At 33.3% G+C, this 19,029-nt stretch carries 14 protein-coding genes; 5 read left to right on the plus strand and 9 right to left on the minus strand.

The window, feature by feature from the left end; translation table 11 throughout:
* The first annotated feature begins 188 nt into the window (after positions 1 to 188).
* A complete protein-coding gene (locus tag AWE51_RS12855) occupies positions 189 to 368 on the plus strand; it encodes a hypothetical protein (protein ID WP_066314065.1) in 180 nt (59 codons plus the stop codon).
* 334 nt (positions 369 to 702) lie between these two features.
* On the opposite strand, the gene AWE51_RS12860 is transcribed toward AWE51_RS12855, so the two are convergent.
* Entirely contained in the window at positions 703 to 4,155 is a 3,453-nt protein-coding gene (locus AWE51_RS12860; protein WP_066314067.1) for a pyruvate carboxylase, read from the minus strand.
* A 307-nt stretch (positions 4,156 to 4,462) separates the two neighbouring features.
* On the opposite strand from AWE51_RS12860, the gene AWE51_RS12865 reads away from it, so the two are divergent.
* Positions 4,463 to 5,293 (plus strand): hypothetical protein, encoded by an 831-nt coding sequence (locus AWE51_RS12865; RefSeq protein ID WP_066314068.1) that lies wholly within the window; start codon positions 4,463 to 4,465, stop codon positions 5,291 to 5,293.
* A gap of 68 nt (positions 5,294 to 5,361) precedes the next feature.
* On the opposite strand, the gene AWE51_RS12870 is transcribed toward AWE51_RS12865, so the two are convergent.
* From AWE51_RS12870 to AWE51_RS12890, 5 genes are all read right to left on the minus strand, one after another.
* A complete protein-coding gene (locus AWE51_RS12870) occupies positions 5,362 to 6,492 on the minus strand; it encodes a TRAP transporter substrate-binding protein (protein WP_082832425.1) in 1,131 nt (376 codons plus the stop codon).
* Positions 6,493 to 6,523: 31 nt separating this feature from the next.
* A complete protein-coding gene (locus AWE51_RS12875; protein WP_066314071.1) occupies positions 6,524 to 7,870 on the minus strand; it encodes a TRAP transporter large permease in 1,347 nt (448 codons plus the stop codon).
* Complete coding sequence (locus AWE51_RS12880; protein ID WP_066314072.1) at positions 7,870 to 8,373, minus strand: TRAP transporter small permease subunit; 504 nt, start codon at positions 8,371 to 8,373, stop codon at positions 7,870 to 7,872. Before AWE51_RS12880 ends, AWE51_RS12875 begins: the two co-directional genes overlap by 1 nt.
* A gap of 165 nt (positions 8,374 to 8,538) precedes the next feature.
* Positions 8,539 to 9,300 (minus strand): peroxide stress protein YaaA, encoded by a 762-nt coding sequence (gene yaaA / locus AWE51_RS12885; RefSeq protein WP_066314073.1) that lies wholly within the window; start codon positions 9,298 to 9,300, stop codon positions 8,539 to 8,541.
* A gap of 109 nt (positions 9,301 to 9,409) precedes the next feature.
* Positions 9,410 to 9,802, minus strand: coding sequence for a VOC family protein (locus AWE51_RS12890; RefSeq protein WP_066314074.1), 393 nt, complete (start codon positions 9,800 to 9,802; stop codon positions 9,410 to 9,412).
* A gap of 362 nt (positions 9,803 to 10,164) precedes the next feature.
* Here AWE51_RS12890 and AWE51_RS12895 point away from each other — a divergent pair, with 362 nt between their 5' ends.
* The 3 genes from AWE51_RS12895 to AWE51_RS12905 all read left to right on the plus strand — a co-directional run bounded on the left by AWE51_RS12895 (position 10,165) and on the right by AWE51_RS12905 (position 16,864).
* Entirely contained in the window at positions 10,165 to 14,289 is a 4,125-nt protein-coding gene (locus AWE51_RS12895) for a T9SS type A sorting domain-containing protein (protein ID WP_066314076.1), read from the plus strand.
* A complete protein-coding gene (locus tag AWE51_RS12900) occupies positions 14,289 to 15,023 on the plus strand; it encodes a hypothetical protein (protein ID WP_066314080.1) in 735 nt (244 codons plus the stop codon). The genes AWE51_RS12895 and AWE51_RS12900 overlap by 1 nt, the downstream gene beginning before the upstream one ends.
* A gap of 461 nt (positions 15,024 to 15,484) precedes the next feature.
* Complete coding sequence (locus tag AWE51_RS12905; RefSeq protein WP_066314081.1) at positions 15,485 to 16,864, plus strand: glycoside hydrolase family 71/99-like protein; 1,380 nt, start codon at positions 15,485 to 15,487, stop codon at positions 16,862 to 16,864.
* 108 nt (positions 16,865 to 16,972) lie between these two features.
* Here the strand turns inward: AWE51_RS12905 and AWE51_RS12910 are convergent, their stop codons facing one another.
* The 3 genes from AWE51_RS12910 to AWE51_RS12920 all read right to left on the minus strand — a co-directional run bounded on the left by AWE51_RS12910 (position 16,973) and on the right by AWE51_RS12920 (position 18,965).
* Positions 16,973 to 17,164 carry a cold-shock protein gene (locus AWE51_RS12910; protein ID WP_066314082.1) on the minus strand — a complete coding sequence of 64 codons (192 nt, stop codon included), beginning with the start codon at positions 17,162 to 17,164 and terminating at the stop codon, positions 16,973 to 16,975.
* Between the two features lie 146 nt (positions 17,165 to 17,310).
* Complete coding sequence (locus AWE51_RS12915; protein WP_066314651.1) at positions 17,311 to 18,345, minus strand: RluA family pseudouridine synthase; 1,035 nt, start codon at positions 18,343 to 18,345, stop codon at positions 17,311 to 17,313.
* A 26-nt stretch (positions 18,346 to 18,371) separates the two neighbouring features.
* The gene (locus tag AWE51_RS12920) at positions 18,372 to 18,965 is read right to left on the minus strand and encodes a PASTA domain-containing protein (RefSeq protein WP_066314084.1); all 594 of its coding nucleotides are present in this window, start codon (positions 18,963 to 18,965) and stop codon (positions 18,372 to 18,374) included.
* Positions 18,966 to 19,029: the final 64 nt, after the last annotated feature.

A 19,029-nucleotide genomic window follows, 5' to 3' on the forward strand; every position in this document is an offset into this window, starting at 1 on the left:
TATACCATATAGAGTTTAAAAAAGGAATAATTTTATTAACAAAACTTTAATCAATTTACACGAAACATTTCTAATACATGAAACATTAATCTATAACAGTACTGTTTAAATATTATTATCAAGTTTTCTAGACAAAAAAACCGATTGTCTATAAATGTTCGGATATTTTAATCTATAATTTATTTAAAATGAAGAAAAAAAATTTAACCAAATTAGCCTTAAACAAAAGTATGATTTCTAAGTTTCAACTTCAACAAGTTAAAGGAGGCTACTATGTAGTAGGTAGTCAATTAGGGGGTTGTCAAACTCGTGAAGGATGTAATTCTCTACCAGATTTTGGAGATGCCATAAAAGATTGTGATAACTAGTTTTTATTTATCATGTTGAGCGAAGTCAAAATGTATTAAAAACACGTACATTATTTCTAGACTTCACTCAAAATGATAAGACTTTTCAAATAGTTCCTGTTTGTATTACTTTAATCTATAATTTATTCAAAATGAAGAAAAAAAAATTAACAAAATTAGCTTTAAACAAGAATATGATTTCTCGTTTAAAACAAAAAGCAATTCAAGGTGGAAATGATAATGATAACGAAACTCGTCCTTGTAATCAATCCGTTGAACCAGATGTTCCTTGTCATTTTGATTACAAGTATTAATCTGTTACAAAAAGAGGGGGCTTGTGCCCCCTTTTTTTGCTTTATTTTAAAGTAATCACTAAATCATCAGCCTCTACCATAGTGCCAGATTTTAATATTATTTTCTTGACTACTGCATCTTCATTAGCGGTAATAGTAGTTTCCATTTTCATGGCCTCAATAATAAATAGTGGTTCATTCTTTTTAACTTCTTGTCCCGATTTTACCAATATTGAAGATAAAGAACCTTGTAACGGAGCTCCTATTTGTTTATCATCTGCTTTATCTACTTTTACATGACTAACCTTATCTACTTTAATTGCGCTATCTTGTATTTCTACATTACGTGTTTGTCCGTTAATTTTAAAGAATACAGTAACTACACCTTCATCATTTGGATCTCCTACAGAAATTAACTGCACTAATAAAGTTTTTCCTTGATCTAGTGTTACTATAATTTCTTCTTCGAGATCCATTCCATAAAAGAAATTTTTGGTAGGAATATTCATCACATTACCATACTTTAAGTGATGATTATAAGCTCCTAGGAATACTTTTGGATATAATTTGTACGAAAGAAAGTCTGTAATATCTAATGCTCTTCCCATTCCTTTCTTGAAGACTTTTTCAAAATCTTTAAATTCTGCCTCAAAATCTACAGGTTCTAAATGGGCATTGGGTCTATCTGTAAATGCCTTTTGATCTTTAAGTATTGATTTTTGAAGATCTTTAGGAAACTCACCTACGGGTTGCCCCAGTTCTCCTTTAAACAAACTAACAACAGATTGAGGAAAGGAAATAGTTTCTCCTCGTTTTTTTACGTCTTCTATGGTCAAATTGTTACTTACCAAGTATTGAGCCATATCGCCGACTACTTTAGAACTAGGAGTTACCTTAACTATATCTCCAAAAAGCTCGTTTACTTCTCCATACATCTTAGTAATTTCATGAAAACGATCAGATAGTCCTAATGCTTGCGCTTGCGGTTTAAGATTAGAGTATTGTCCTCCTGGGATTTCATGTTGATACACTTCTCCTGTTCCTGCTTTTAACCCTGATTCAAAAACATAGTAATATTCACGTACGGCTTCCCAATAATTAGAGTATTCATTTAATTTTGGAATATCTATTGAGTTTTCACGATCATTAAACTTCAACATTTCTAAAACGGCATTAAAATTTGGTTGCGCTGTTAATCCCGATAATCCGCCAAGGGCAACATCGACTACATCTACTCCTGCTTCTATTGCCTTAAGGTATGTTGCAGATTGCACTGATGATGTATCGTGCGTGTGTAAATGAATAGGTATGTTAATTTCTGATTTCAATGCAGAGACTAGTTCATAAGCAGCATATGGCTTTAAAAGTCCTGCCATATCTTTTATTCCTAGGATATGTGCACCAGCATTCTCAATATCTTTAGCTAATTGGATATAATACTCTAACGTATATTTAGTACGATTTGGGTCAAGAATGTCACCTGTATAGCACAATGACCCTTCTGCCAATCCACCTGTTCTAGTTCTAACGTGTTCTATACAAGGTGCTATTGATTTCATCCAGTTTAGAGAATCAAATATTCTAAAAACATCTACCCCATTCTCCCAAGATTGTTCTACAAACTTGCCAATCAAATTGTCAGGATAGGCAGTATATCCAACTCCATTAGAACCTCTTATTAGCATTTGCAGAAGAATATTAGGCATGGCTTTACGCAACTCTCTTAGACGTTCCCAAGGGTTCTCATTTAGAAACCTTAGACATACATCAAAAGTTGCTCCCCCCCATACTTCCATACTAAACACCTCTGGATGATTTTTAGCAAATCCTTCTGCAACTTTTAGCATATCATATGTACGCATTCTGGTTGCCAAGAGACTTTGATGTGCGTCACGCATTGTGGTATCTGTAAAATGAATCTTCTTTTCATTTTTTAACCATTTTGCAAATTTTTCTGGTCCAAGTTCTGTTAAAAGATCTTTAGTCCCTTTTGTATACAAGGCATTTTCTTCAAATTTTGGTATTGTTGGAGTGACAAAAGTTTTTGTTTTGTCTATTTTCTTTACGTCGGGATTACCATTAACAATTACATCTCCTAAGAAGTTCACTAGCTTTGTCGCTCTGTTACGAGACTCCCTAATTGCAAATAGAGATTTAGTATCACGAATAAAATTAACCGTCACCTCTCCTTTTCTAAAGGTTTCATGGTTAAGAATATTATCTAAAAATGGCATATTGGTCTTAACACCACGTATTCTAAATTCTGACAACGCTCTTCGCATTTTTCGACAAGCTCCATCTAATGTTCGGCTATTTGCTGATACTTTAACCAACATTGAATCAAAAAATGGAGAAATAGTTACTCCTTGATAAACACTACCCGCATCTAATCGTATTCCAAAACCAGAAGCACTACGATATGTCGTAATGGTACCATAATCGGGTTTAAAATCATTTTCTGGATCTTCTGTGGTTATTCTACATTGCAGTGCAAATCCATTAGTTTTAAGGCTCTCCTGACTTTCTATTTTAATCTGTTTGTCTGATAATTTATATCCTCCTGCAATAAATATTTGGGCTTTAATAAGATCAATACCTGTAACAATTTCTGTTACGGTATGCTCAACTTGGACTCTCGGGTTTACTTCAATAAAATAAATACTATCATCATCATCAACAAGAAATTCTACTGTCCCGATATTATTATAGTCTACTGCTTTACAAATAGATAAAGCATAAGCATATAAACTTTGCTTTATTTCTTCGGCCACACCAAAAGATGGTGCATACTCAATTACCTTTTGATAACGACGTTGTACAGAACAATCACGCTCAAAAAGGTGTACCATATTACCATGTTGATCGGCTACAATCTGTATTTCAATATGCTTTGGGTTTTCCACAAATTTTTCTAAAAACACAGTATCGTCACCAAAAGCATTTAGTGCTTCTCTTTGGGATTCGGGAAAGGCTTTCTCGAGTTCTTCTTGATTTCTAATAACCCTCATACCACGACCACCTCCACCAGAAGCAGCCTTTAACATCACAGGAAAACCAATACGTTTTGCTTCTTTAATAGCTATTTGAACATCTTTAAGATCTTCTTTATTACTTTGAATAATGGGTATATTATTATCTATAGCAACTTTTTTGGCTGTAATTTTATCTCCTAACGAACGAAGTACCGATACCTTAGGTCCAATAAAGATAATGTCGTTTTCTAAGCATTTTTGTGCAAAATTCGCGTTTTCAGAAAGAAAACCATAGCCAGGATGAATTGCATCAACATTATTTTTTTTTGCAACCTTTATAATAGCATCAATATTCAAATAAGGTTTAAGTGGTTGGTTATTCTCCCCAATTTGATATGCTTCATCGGCCTTGTAACGATGTAAAGAATAGCGGTCTTCGTAGGTATAAATCCCTACAGTTTGTAATCCGATCTCTGTACAAGCTCTAAAAATTCTGATTGCAATTTCACCTCGATTGGCTACTAAAACCTTTTTGATTTGCATACTATAAAATTTGAGTTAAAAACACTTTTAGCGAACATTCGCTGCGAAGATATTGATAAGAAAGATTCTTTGCAATAGAATGTATAAAATATATAGGAATAAATCACTTATAATATGATTTCTTTTTAAGGAAAGGCATTATTTAAATCATAAAAAACTTCTTCAATCTTTAATGAGTATAGCAACAGCTTTATAAAGATTAACAATGACTTAACAATAATTAACGATACGTCTCATAAGATTCTGTGATTCAGCATCGTTATCCTAACACTATTACTACAGACAAAAATTTTTAAAACATTTACAAATGAAAAACAGAGTCATTGCTTTTTTAAGTATCGTATTAGTTTCATCTACTTTTTTGATAAGTTGTCAAGAAGATGATAATGATCAGAATCCAATAGGTCCCGTAACTACAAGTCAACAGTTTAAAGACATTGAAGCAGCCACTAACGAAATAAATTCTATGGTAGAAAGCACCTTTGGTAGTCAATCAGGTTTGCTACCAACAGCTAGAAACAATAACAAAATTAATGATTGTGCCACGATCTCAAATGAAGTAATTGAAGATATAAGAACAGTAGTTATTGATTTTGGAGATGGTTGTGAAGTAAATGGTGAAACTATTTCTGGTATCATTCGCATGAGTTTTGATGTGAAATTAAACGCTGATAATAAAGTAGAAATTTCCTATGGTCTTGAAAATTTTAAATACAAGGACATAACAGTGAGTGGAACTGCTACTACTACATTTACGTTTAGAACAGAAAGTACAAATACTACTTTTTCTACAAGTTCTGATTTCTCTTTTACTTGGGACGAAGGACTTACTGCCACGAATAAGTCAAATTTTAATAATGAAATTGTTATTGAATCCTCGACAGACGCACCTGAAGGCTCACAATACTATACATTAACGTCTGGAAGTAGCACAACCGAATTTAGTAATGGAGATATCTATACTGTAGAAATCAATACTCCTTTACGTAAAGAAATAGGCTGTAATTATATTGTAAGCGGAGTTGTAACAACTACCCAAAATGATGACACAACGACTTTGAATTATGGTGATGGAGAATGTGATAATAAGGCTACCCAAACGGACAAGGATGGTAATGAAACAGTGATTGAACTTTAAAGATTTACAGCAATAACCTGTTTTAACACCCTATAAACGGGTTATTGCTTTATAAAGATATAGAAGCATTATTTCTGAATTTTATTATAATACGCTTTTTCTGTAACCTCTGACCATTTGGCTATTCTATTTTGAAAATTAGAATAACTTTCATACACTTCTTTAGATAGGGGATCATCTCCTATCATTTCAAGTATAGCTTCATCTGTATACCCTCTTAAAGCATCAAGAGTTTCTTTAGAAAACTCTCTCACCTGAACACCTTCTTCATTGATTAACTTATCTAGATAGATTCCGTTTTGCTTATCAAACTCTGATAAAACCCATACCTGAGCTCGTTTTGCTGCAGCCATTAAAATTGACTGTAAATGAGGTGGCAATCCATCATGTAAATTTTTATTAATAAAAAATTCTAGTTGTGAACCTGTCTCATGCCAACCCGGTGTATAATAGTATTTAGCAATTTTATGAAAGCCCATTTTATAATCATGATAAGGCCCAATCCATTCTGTAGCATCAATTACTCCTCGTTCTAAGCTTGTATATACCTCGCTACCTGCTACCAAAACTGCGGCTCCTCCTGCTTTTTCAAGTACTTTACCTCCTATGCCAGGAAGTCTCATTTTTAATCCTTTAAAATCTTCAATCGTATTAATCTCTCGATTAAACCAACCTCCCATTTGTACTCCTGTATTTCCTCCCATATAAGGTACAAGATTAAATTTGGCATATGTTTTTTTCCATAATTCGTAACCTCCTCCAACTTCTAACCAAGAAGTAATTTGTTGGCTATTCATTCCAAAAGGTACCGCAGCAAAAAATTGTGCTGCTGGTGTCTTACCAGCCCAATAGTATGAAGCTCCACACCCCATTTCGATACTGCCTTGAGATACTGCATCGAATGCTTCTAATGGCGGCACCAGTTCTCCACCTCCATAAACTTTAATTTTAATTTGTCCGTTGGACATCTCATCCACCCACTTTGCATACTTTTCTGCCACTTCTCCCACAACCGGAAAATTAGGTGGCCAAGTAGTCGTCATTTTCCAATAAAACACTTTGTCTGGTTTAGATACATCATATGAATTCACATTCATACTAGCTGGTGGATCACCAAGACATGAAACAATTGATAAAACTAGTACTGACAGGACAAATAACATTAAGAGTTTACTCTTTTTAAACTGAAACAAATTCATGGTTTTATTACTCTTATTTTATTATTTAAAATTACTTCGAGATAAAAATAATCTCCGGAAAAAACACTACTATACCAACAATAATTAATTGAATCATGATAAAAGGAATAATCCCTCTATAAATCTGACCGGTTGTCACATTGTCTGGAGCTACTCCTTTAAGATAAAATAAAGCAAATCCAAACGGAGGTGTCAAAAATGATGTCTGCAAATTTAAAGCGATTAGTATACCTACCCATAACATATCCATACCATAGGCATTAAATATTGGAGTAACAACAGGAACAATGATGAAGACAATTTCTATAAAGTCTATAAAAAAACCTGCTATAAAAATCACAACCATTACCAATAACAAGAACAATAACGGCGTTAAGTTCGAAGACATAATTAATTCCTGCAAATACGAATCTCCACCTAATGTTCTGAATACTAAAGTAAAAGTCGTAGCTCCCAGAAGTATAAAGAATACCATTGATGTAAGTTTTGCTGTCTCTTGTGCTACTTCTTTTAAAATACTAAGAGAAAATTTCTTTTGTAAAATGGTTAAAACAGTGGCTCCTATCGCACCTATCGCTGATGCTTCTGTGGGCGAGGCTATTCCCGTAAAAATTGATCCTAACACTAATGCAATAAGCAAAATTGGTAAGAACAATACCTTAATGATTTTTATTCCAAAATTTTCTCCTCTAAATGCCTTTATTTCCTTAGCTGGAATACTGGGAGCATCGTCTTTATGGATAGACGATTTAATTAGAATGTAAACAATATATAGAACAACCAATATCCCTCCTGGAAGTAAAGCTGCAGAAAACAAAGCACCAACATCTACAGATACAGCTCCTCTTGAAGAACTATTAATCGTATCTGCCAATAATACTAATACGATCGAAGGTGGTATTATTTGTCCTAGAGTACCTGAAGAAGCAATAACTCCTGTAGCTAGTTCGGTTTTATACCCTCTTTTTAACATTGTCGGCAAGCTAATTAATCCCATTGTCACTACCGTTGCTCCAACAATTCCTGTTGAAGCAGCTAGCAAGGCTCCTACTATTACTACAGAAATTGCCAATCCACCTCGAACTCTTCCAAACATCATTGCCATTGTCTCTAACAAACTCTGTGCTAGACCAGACTTTTCAAGCATAATCCCCATAAAAATAAATAAGGGAACTGCCATAAGCACATAATTATTAACGACCCCCATAATACGAGAAGGAAGTAAATAAAAAGTAGACATCTGAAAAACTTCTGGAGCCAAAATAGATACCCCAAACGCAAACGCAACAGAAATACCTCCTAAAGTAAAAGCAACGGGGTAACCTCTAAGAATGAGTATAAAAATTAGTATAAATAAAATTATTGCCAAATACTCCATTAATTATCGGTATTAAAAATGACCTGAATTGACTTTAAGATATGTGATATTCCTTGAAACAAAAGAAAAACAAACCCAAGCGTAATACAAAATTTAAGCACATACAACCCTGGCAATCCACCCGGTTGAGGAGAAGTTTCACCTATCACAAAAGAAGACAATCCATAATACCATGAAGAAACGATAACTACATAACACCACGGAATTAATAAAAAAAGACCTCCTAAAAGATCCACCCATGCTTTTCCTTTTTTTGAAAGTTTAGCATAAAAAATATCTACTCTAACGTGTTTCCTATATTTAAATGTATAACCTGAGGCCAATAGAAACATCATCCCAAACAGATATATTTCTACTTCTATCATCCAAACATAAGTAAACTGAAAAATGTAACGAAGAATAACATCTAACCCTATCGAAATGGCAAGCAGCACAGCTACCCAACTAACCAGTTCTCCTATCTTTTCACCGATTCTATCAAGAATAGTAATAATTTTTTGCATCTAACGATTTATCTTCTATACTAAAAAGTGAAGATAGTAAAATTAGATGCATCTTTTAAAAGAAAAATAACCTTGCAGTTTAATACTGCAAGGCTATTCATTTATAGGTTTAGTATATAATTTCAATTTATGAAATCAAACAAAAGCTTGATCTATTGGTATATTTTATCGTATAAAAACGATTTCATTAGGCTTTGTGCTATTCTCTTCACTAAAACCGTAGCCATCGTAATTGAACCCTTTTAAATCATCTATTGTTTCTGCTCCGGTATCGATAATATAACGTACCATCATACCTCTGGCTTTCTTGGCAAAGAAACTTATCATTTTTAGCTTATCTCCTTTCCAATCTTTAAATTGTGGTGTAATCACAGGCACTTTTAATGCTTTGGTATCTATAACACTAAAATATTCATTACTTGCTAAGTTTACAAATAGTTCGTTCTCGTCTAGTTCTTCATTCAAAGTTTGAGTAAGTTGTTTTTTCCAAAATTCATATAGATTATTTTTTCTCCCAATTTTAAGTTTGGTTCCCATTTCTAATCTATAAGGTTGCATAAGATCTAAAGGTTTTAAAATTCCGTATTGACCAGATAATATCCTTAATTTATCTTGTAATATCTCTAATTTATTTTCGGGTATTGTATAAGCATCCAATCCCGTATAAACATCACCATTAAAAGCGTAAACTGCTGGTCTCGAATTATCGGCAGTAAATGGAATATGCCAATCTTGGTTACGCTGCCAATTAAGTTGAGCCAGTTTATCACTAATACCCATTAATTCTGACAGCTTTTTTGGTGTCTTTTTCTGAAGTACTGCGTTTAATTTCTCTGCTTCTTCTAAAAAAGAAGGTGTTGTATATTGCTGAGTAGGTAATGTAGTTTCAAAATCTAATGATTTGGCAGGAGAAATAACGATTTTCATTTGTATATATTTTCTTTTTCTTGTATCAAAAATACAATAGTGCTTGGATTATAAAAACCGAATTAAGTATTTCTTATCTATTTAGGTATTTAAAAAAGTTATTCTTAATTCAACTCTTGTAGTCATTAATTTGGTGAATGAAACTTTCTTCATCTTTAAAAGCTATAAGATTACCATCGGGATCAAAGAATTTTGCAACTGTTCCCCAAGAATGTTCCTGATAATCCACATCAACACCATTTTTTTTAAGCGTATTAGCAATACCATCCACCCTATCGACATTAATACGTATACAACTAAAATTTTTTAAATGTCCCGAAGCAAGAACTAAATAATCACTTCTATCCTCAATTTCAACCATTAAATACGTTCCAAATAGATCAAAACAAGTCAAGACATCATTTTGAAATAAAATTTCAAGTTTCAAGATTTTTTCATAAAAAAAGATACACTCTTTATATTTTTTAACATAAAGTATAACTCCAATTCGATTCGTTTGCATGACAAAAAGTTTATGCTACTAAAAATAATATTACTTACGCTTTATTAAAATCTATTATAGTATTGATTATCTATACTTACATTAAGAATTTCTATCTTAAAGACATCTTTAATTTAGCACCTATTTGTTACTACTCTTGCGTTTGTTTTCTCGTAAATACTGCCCAGATATTTATATTAAATCATAAAGCCATTTTAACATAAGGCAACATTTAACCCTATCTATGAGTTAATCGAAGCCATTAACACAAAAAAGAAGTCTTATACTTAAGAAAACCATATGTTTTAACAATAAGAACATATAGTTAAACGACTATCTAAAAAATAATTTTTATTTGTGTAATTAAATTTAAAGCTTAATGTATGAATAATTTATACCCAAAACTACTATTGCTAACTTTTCTATTAGTAAGCTACAGTATTTTTGCCCAAACTGTCAATGTTTCTATTGATCTTGAAAAACAGCGTTTTTTAGGAGAAGAATCTAATCTTGACCGATCAAAATATTTTAACCTTCATAATGCAAGTGAAGAACCTGCTTTCCCTACTTTTTTGAAAGACAACAATTTTGGATTTGGTCGTCGTTTTTTTGACCCTCATTCTGATAGAAGTTTTGTAAATCCTATAGGAAACTATCCAACTACACCTGCTACTTCTGATGGTATTGTAAGGCCTGTTAGAAGGTTTATTGCTACCAGTAACCCTGCAAGTTCATGGACCGCAGATTCTGATCCTACGACAGGTGCTATTTCTGCAGCACGATACTTTGTTGATGTCGTTGACACTAATAATAGACCTGAGTATTGGGAACCTTTTAATGAACCCTTTATAAAGGCAAATAACTTTATCAATGCTGCTGCGCCAACCGGTCAGGATGTAGTTCGAAAAATGAGTGAATGGTTTCGTGACATGGCAAGAGGTATACATAATACTCCTGAATTAGCTAAAATGAAGGTAATAGGTTTTTCTAGTGCTTTCCCATCATATGCAAGAAGAGATTTTAGTGAGACATGGCAAAACCACATGAAACTTTTTATAGATGTAGCTGGCGCAGATATTGACGCACTTTCTGTACACCCTTATGATGGTGTAAATCAAATTGGACAATCAAATGGTCGATCCGGAAGTAATTCGGAAGCTATACTAGATTTATTAGAAGCCTATACCGATGAAGTTTTAGGAGAACCTAAAAAACTAGCTATAACAGAATTTGGTGTGATTGAAAGAGATTTCCCTCTTGGACCCGCACCTGGATTTTATAATGAATCCGCTGCTGCTATTACAATAAACGGACTGAATAGTATGTTGTTTAACTTTTTTGAACGTCAAGATAATATTGAAATTTGTATCCCTTTTATTACAGGTCGTGCAGATTTCTTTTATAATGACTTTAATGCTGATGGCGGTGATGGAACTCCGCAACCATATGTACCCGCCTATTTACGTCCAACCGAAGTATTATCGGTAAGAGATCCTAACACTGGCTTATTTAGAAATGATGAGTTTGTACTAACGTTTAAAGAAAATTTCTTCAAATTCTGGAAAGATGTCAAAGGTGATCGTGCCAGAATTACTAGTGACAATTTAGATGTTCAAGTTCAAGCTTTTGTTGATGGTAATACAGCCTATGTTGCATTAAATAATTTAGACAGTGCTGATAAAGCAGTAAATTTAAACTTTCTTAATACTACTGGTACTGTCACAAATGTTAGCACGTCCTTTTTAGTGATAAATGGTCAAAATACGCCAATCTATGAACCAGGAACAGACAGTAACACATTACCTTCTAGTGTAACCTTAAAAGTAGGAGAAACTAGAATGCTAAAAATAACGTATGACACTGCTATCCAATTTACCAGTAGTATTATTCGAAAAAAATATTATGGTACCTCGACTCAAGCTTCTGTAGATAAAGCGCCTACTGTTATAATTACCGCTAATGACCCAAAAACATTTACAATAGATGGAGTAGTAAAAGGTACTTCTGGCGACGCTACACTTCGTCTTGGTGTTGGTATCCCGATAACAACAGGAGTAGGAAGTACTACGCCTACTAACTTAGATAGATTACCTAGTGAAGTTACGTTTAATGGTACAACATTAACAATTCCTTCAAATTGGAAAGGTAATGACCAAACCGGAAGGGCTGATTTTTTTGGTGTTTTAGAATTAGATGTACCTCACAACATTATAAGTGATGGAAACAATACAGTGACGGTTAGATATACTCAGGCTGGAGGTAGAATTGCATCAGTTGTTTTATCTCTTGAAACTGAAGAAGGTCCCTGTACAGAAACTACATTATATGCAGATGAAGATGGTGACGGACTAGGAGACCCAAATGTTACTATCCAAAGTTGTGGACCTGTGAACGGATTTGTAGACAATAGTGATGATAGATGTTTAAATGATATTGAAAACGTTTGTTTAGCTATAGATATTCCTGGAATAGTGCAAGCCGAAGAGTTTGTTGTAAATAATGGCACCAATGTGAATGGTACTATTATTGACTCTGTTAATAATGGTGACTCATCAACATACGACGTTGATGTTTCGGTTCCAGGTAGTTTTGATGTTACTGTTAGAGCTAGTACTCCTGCTGGCGGAGGCGGTACAGTCAAAATATTTAGCGGTACTAACGAACTGACAACAATAACTATAACAGATACAGGAGGCGTTACTACTTTTCAGGATTTTACTGGGACAATTACTCTTGACAAAAGAGGTTTAAGTAAACTTCGTTTTGAATATAGTGGTGCCGCAGGAGAGTTATTCAATATTGATTCTTTTGAGTTCACAAGTAATGAAGCCTTTGTTGTACTCACCAACCCTGAATCTGATGAAATTGCCTTAATCATAACAAATACTCAAACTTCTTTCTCTATTGATGTAGAATATGCAACTCTTAAATCAAGCCAAACCGTTGATTTTAACCTGCGTGCAGGTACTACAGGTGTCACTGGTGGGTTTGCATCTATACGTCCTGGCGCACCGACTACAGCTGCTGGTACATTTAATATAACATTAAGCGGACCTTTACCGGTAGGTGATTATGAAGTGCCAATTTTTATCAATTCTCCTGGAGATGATCCACAGTTTATTGGAGGTCCTGACCCTACTTTGAAGCTTAGAGTAATCGAGCCTAATATTGATGCTGTTGATGATACTAGTGAAAATAACCCCAGAGGAACAACAATAAGCCTTAATATTCTAACTAACGATAAAAAAGAAGATGGTTCAACACCTATTGCTTCTGAAGTTACCGTTGACTTAGATACAACTACAACTGGTCAACAAACAGAGCTTATTGTCGCTAATGAAGGTACCTGGTCATATAATGCCACCAATGGAATAGTAAGTTTTGTCCCTTTATCTGGTTTTACAGCTAACCCTACTGATATTACATATTCACTTACAGAGATAGCTAATAGCCTATCAGATGAGGCTACTATTAATTTTGAATATATTCAACCACCAGCAATAAATAATGACTCAAGTACCGATAATAATCCTGGTGTAGTTTCTATTTCTATATTAAATAATGATACCACCAGTAATGGCACAACACTAAATCCATCTGGAGTTACTGTAGATCTAGACCCTAGTACAACAACTGTCGAAAACACGTTAAGTGCTGGTGTGTTAGGAGATTGGGCATACAACGAATCTTCAGGAGTCTTAACTTTTACACCGAATACTCAATTTTCTGCAAATCCTCCAGCTATTACATATCAAGTTACAGAAACTGCAACCTCATTAAGTGGCACAGGGACTGTTACTATTACATATCGAGAATTTACTTTAGCTGAATTTACAGTAAAAAGCATTGGAGAAACTTGTGCTTCTGAAAATAATGGGATTATTGAAATTTCTGCACTAGCAAATGGTGCCTATTCTTATCAAATAAACAGTGCTGCTAGTATAAACTTTACTAAGGATATAAGTATTGAAAATTTAGATGCTGGTACTTACAATCTAGTTATTACAGATACTAATTCTCAAGATACTTTTAATTTTGAAATTGTTATTTCTGAACCTGAAAACCTTAAAGCAAGTACTAGAGTTTTTCAAACTGCTAAACAAGTAATTTTAGATCTGTCTGGAAGTAATGAATTTAAAATTAATCTTAATGGTAATGAATTTACCACTACAGAAAACAGTTTGACTTTGTCCCTTAAAGATGGAGTAAACAATTTACAAGTTCAAGGTGAAAAAGAGTGTCAAGGTAAATTCGATCAAAAAATAATAATTGGAGATTCGATTATTGCCTATCCCAATCCTGTAGTAGATAATCTTACTATTGAAACAAATACTTCGGGAACCACGAATATTGAAATATTTGATATTGCTGGAAAATTAGTGATCTCAAAATCTTCAACTTCAACAAATGGAATATCTCAAGTTAACTTGCAAGATTTGACATCTGGTATGTATTTCGTCATTGTGAATACTTCAAATTCATCAACAACACTTAAAATTACAAAATAATGAAAAAGATATTTTTATATATAGCATCCTGTTTAGTAATAGCTGCATGTAGTTCTGATAGTGATAGCCCTGCTCCTGATCCACCTGTCACGCCGCCCACAGCAGCTAGTTTAGTATTTCCTGAAAATAATTCTTTATGCACAGAAGCTAAAGACTTAACTGGTAATCCTGGAGACACAAACAGAACATATACCATTACTTTTCGTTGGACAGGTGTCGTTGATAACATGTACGAAGTTTCTCTAAAAAACGAAGTTGATGGTACAACTCGAAATGAAAGTATTACTGCTACCACCACTGATATCGTTTTGGATATTGATAACATAATTCCTGGAGCCAATTATAGCTGGGTTGTAGTTGCTTCAAAAAACGGAACAACAGAAACCGCTGAATCTAGTGAGCAAACATTTACTGCAGCCGGAATTGCAGAAATATCTTTTGTACCGTATGCTGCAACTCCAAATAACCCAGGACTAAATGCTTCTTTAGCACCAACTACCTTGGTGACTTTAGATTGGACAGGAAAAGATGATGATAATGACATCAAAGAATATGATATTTATTTTGGAGAAGACAATCCCCCTGCAACCAAAATAGAAACGACAGTAGACAATACTATAACAACCAAAGATGTTGTGGTAGAGTCAAACAAACTATATTTTTGGCAAATTGTAACTAGAGATGAAGTTGGAAACGAATCTAACTCTGCAGTCTTCAAGTTTGCAGTTCAATAAGATCTACTATTTTTTTTCAAAAGGCTACTTTTTTAGAGTAGCCTTTTTCTTTTTCACCTACTTTCATATTATTAAATTTATCGATATAGTTAGCCCATACCTCCTCTACTTTCTGTTATAAGAAAACTATATTCTTCATCAAATTTCATGCTCACTTCTATAGATATATCGCCATTTAAACCTGTTAAACAACAGGTTACGCTTTTTAAAACACATAATCTTAAAAATGTAGGAAAAGGATGTCGATGTTAAAATAATCTTAAAAATATTTTTTTTAGAACAAAATTATAATGTACCTTTAACGTCAATAACGTATTACATAAGAGGAAAAACCCTCTATTTCGTCAAAAACTGAATTCTAGAATATAGCTATCTATGAATTCTATAGCGTTTTCACACTTCGTTTCTTAAATGCAAAATAGTTTAGACGTTTTTTTAATCCATAAAAAGTTAATTGTAATATGTTAAGACCATCCAATTCGATTATTGTTTGTATTATTTTTTTGATCATCCTTTCCTATTCTTGTGAAAAAGAAGATGATTATATGTATTCAAAAGAACAACAAATAGAAGATGAATCTATTAAGGAGGTTGTTCAAGACTCTACATTTACTGATGCCCAACTATTAAAAGTTCTGGAAGAAGAACTTGAATTTATAGCTTTAGAGAAACAAGGAGCTATTGTAGATATTTCTGGTATGGATATCGTAAAAGAAAACCCTAAAAAGGTATATGTACATTATATGCCATGGTTTCAAAGTAAAGATTTTGACGGGTATTGGGGACAACATTGGACAATGACTAATCAAAATCCTGAAATCAAAGATGAAAACGGTAATTTGCAAATTGCATCATATTACTACCCTCTTATTGGTCCTTATTCTTCCTCTGATCCTGATTTACAAGAATATCACTTTTTAATGATGAAACTTTCAGGTGTTGATGGTGTTATTTTCGATTGGTATGGTAGCAGAGATCTTCACGATTATGGACTGATCAAAAAATCCACAGAGACTTTTATAGATACTCTTGAAGATTTAGGAATGAACTTTTCCATTATGTATGAAGATAGAGCAGCGGCACTAGCAGCACAAGCCTCTTTATCAAATGATATTGTCGAAGCTGTTAAAGAAGATTTTTCTTATATCAACAAAGAATACTTTTCAAGCCCTAACTACATGAAGCATAATGATAAAAACCTGCTATTTATATTTGGACCTAATTACTTAACGACTGAGAACGAATGGAATCAAGTATTTAACATTTTACCAGAAGACAATCGCCCTGATTTCTTAACACTCTGGGCTTCAAAGGGCAATGTTGGTTCTAATGCAACTGGAGAATTTTTATGGGTAGATAAAGACCACTTACTTGCACATGATTATTATTACAACACCTATGAAGCAACAAATAAGATCACTGTAGGTTCATCTTATCCTGGGTTTAAAAGTTTTTATACCGCAGGTGGATGGATTGATGGCATAAATGATTGGAGTATTGACACCAAACAAGGATATACTTTTGTAGAAACGCTTAACTACACTCATCATGAACGTTCTGATTTTATTCAAATTATTACTTGGAATGACTTTGGTGAAGGTACTATGATAGAGCCAACCCAAGAGTTTGGCTTTACATATCTACAAGTTCTACAAGAATACACAGGAGTTTCATTTACTCCAGAAGATTTACAAATTGCGCTTGATTTATATGAAACTCGAAAAGAATATAAAGACAACCCTAAAATACAACAGTATCTAAATAGAACATATAAATATATTAAAACATTAGAACTAGGAAGAGCCGAGAAGATCTTAATGGCTATTCATCGATTTTACTAAACTTACAAAAAATAAGCTTATGCATACATAATTACTTGTATTACTATATATAAAAAGCCCATCAAATTTTGATGGGCTTGTACTTTAAAAAAAATTAATTTGTATCTATTAAATCACTTTAACATTTACTGCGTTTAATCCTTTTTTACCTTCTTTAAGGTCAAACTCAACTTCATCTCCTTCACGAACTTCGTCGATTAAGCCTGAGATGTGTACAAAGTGATCTTTGTTTGATCCTTCTTCTGTAATGAATCCAAATCCTTTGGAATCATTGAAAAATTTTACTGTTCCTTTATTCATTATAAATTATTAAAAGGCAAATGTACTATTAATTGTTTAGGAATCCCTATTTATTTCAAAATAAAGTTTTTAGTAACTTTTACTTAATATTACAAAAACACTTTAATAATAAGAATAACGATTACTTTCAGTAAATCAATAATTTACTACTCTAATAATTGATTTTTGGCATAATTTCTCCACCGTTCTATACATTGTGTCATATCATCTGGGATGGGGGTATCAAAATACATTTCTTTTCCTGTTACTGGGTGCACAAAACCAAGTGTTTTTGCATGCAAAGCTTGTCTTGGTAGAATTTTAAAACAATTTTCTACAAACTGCTTATATTTCGTAAATGTAGTTCCTTTTAGAATTTTTTCGCCTCCATAACGCTCATCATTAAATAGTGTATGTCCTATATACTTCATGTGTACACGAATCTGATGCGTTCTTCCTGTTTCTAATTTACAGGATACTAATGTTACATATCCTAGCCTTTCTAAAACATTAAAATGAGTAACGGCGACTTTTCCTTTATGCTCATCTTCTCCTTCAAAAACAGTGTTTTGCAACCTGTTTTTTGGATGACGACCAATATTTCCTTCAATAGTCCCTTCTTCTTCATCGATGTTACCCCAAACAATCGCCACATATTCGCGTTTACTGGTCTTATCAAAAAACTGTTTTGCCAAATGGGTCATTGCCTCTTCAGTTTTTGCAATTACTAATAAACCACTAGTATCTTTATCTATACGATGCACTAAACCTGGTCTGTCACTACTATTATTAGGCAGATTATCAAAATGATAAATTAATGCATTAATTAAAGTTCCCGAATAATTACCATGACCAGGATGTACTACCATTCCTGCTGGTTTATTTACCACAAGCAACGCATCATCCTCATAAACAATATCTAACGGAATATTTTCGGGAGTCAAAAGATTCTCATATGGCGGATGAGAAAACAGAACTCTAACCACATCATTGGGTTTTACTTTGTAATTAGATTTTACTGCAATATCATTTACAAATACGCTACCATCTTTTGCCGCCTGTTGTATTTTGTTTCGTGTTGCATTTTCTACAAAATTCATCAAAAACTTATCTACTCGCAAAGGCACTTGTCCTGCTCCGGCAACAAATCTATGATGTTCATAGAGATCATCTTCATTAGGGTCAAAACCAGCTGCATCCATATTCTCTTCCAAAATAGTGTATCTTATTAGTTAGATAGATTCAGTTTCAACCCTTTACCATCTCCAACTACCAAGTCAATAGTCGATGTCTTCATAAGCATTGTCCCTGCCTTTATTCTTTTTCCTTTATGTCTTAATTCTAGCACTTGATCAGACATATTAGGTTTGTATGTTATCGTACCCACCTTAAAACCAAGGGCAATGAGTTTAGGTTCTGCTTGCCTTCTTGTTTGTAACACAACATTAGGCACCTCTATTTTACGATATCCTGAAGGATTAATTGTGATATATATTTTACGTTTTTCTTTAACTTCACTTCCTGCAGCAGGGTTTTGCTCTACAACAGAATATCTAGGGTAATCTGGATTAAAAGTAGCAGAATCTTGAACTTCATATCGCAAATCTTTCTCTTCGAGAATTTTTTCAACATCATCTAAATTCTTTTTACTTAAACTTGGTACAATAATACGTTGGTGATGATTTGTAGTACTTTCTAACCATTCCAGAGCGACATACGAAAGAATCGCAAGCATTGTAACCGCTATAACCAGTTGTATTAAGAATATTTTACTATATACAAACTTAAAAAGATCTCTAAAGAATTTTATAACTACATTCATAAAATGGTATATAATTTCGACAAATATATAAAAACGGAAAGTTTTAAGCTTTTCTTATAAGATA

Source organism: Aquimarina aggregata (genome assembly GCF_001632745.1).
Classification (GTDB): Bacteria; Bacteroidota; Bacteroidia; order Flavobacteriales; family Flavobacteriaceae; genus Aquimarina; species Aquimarina aggregata.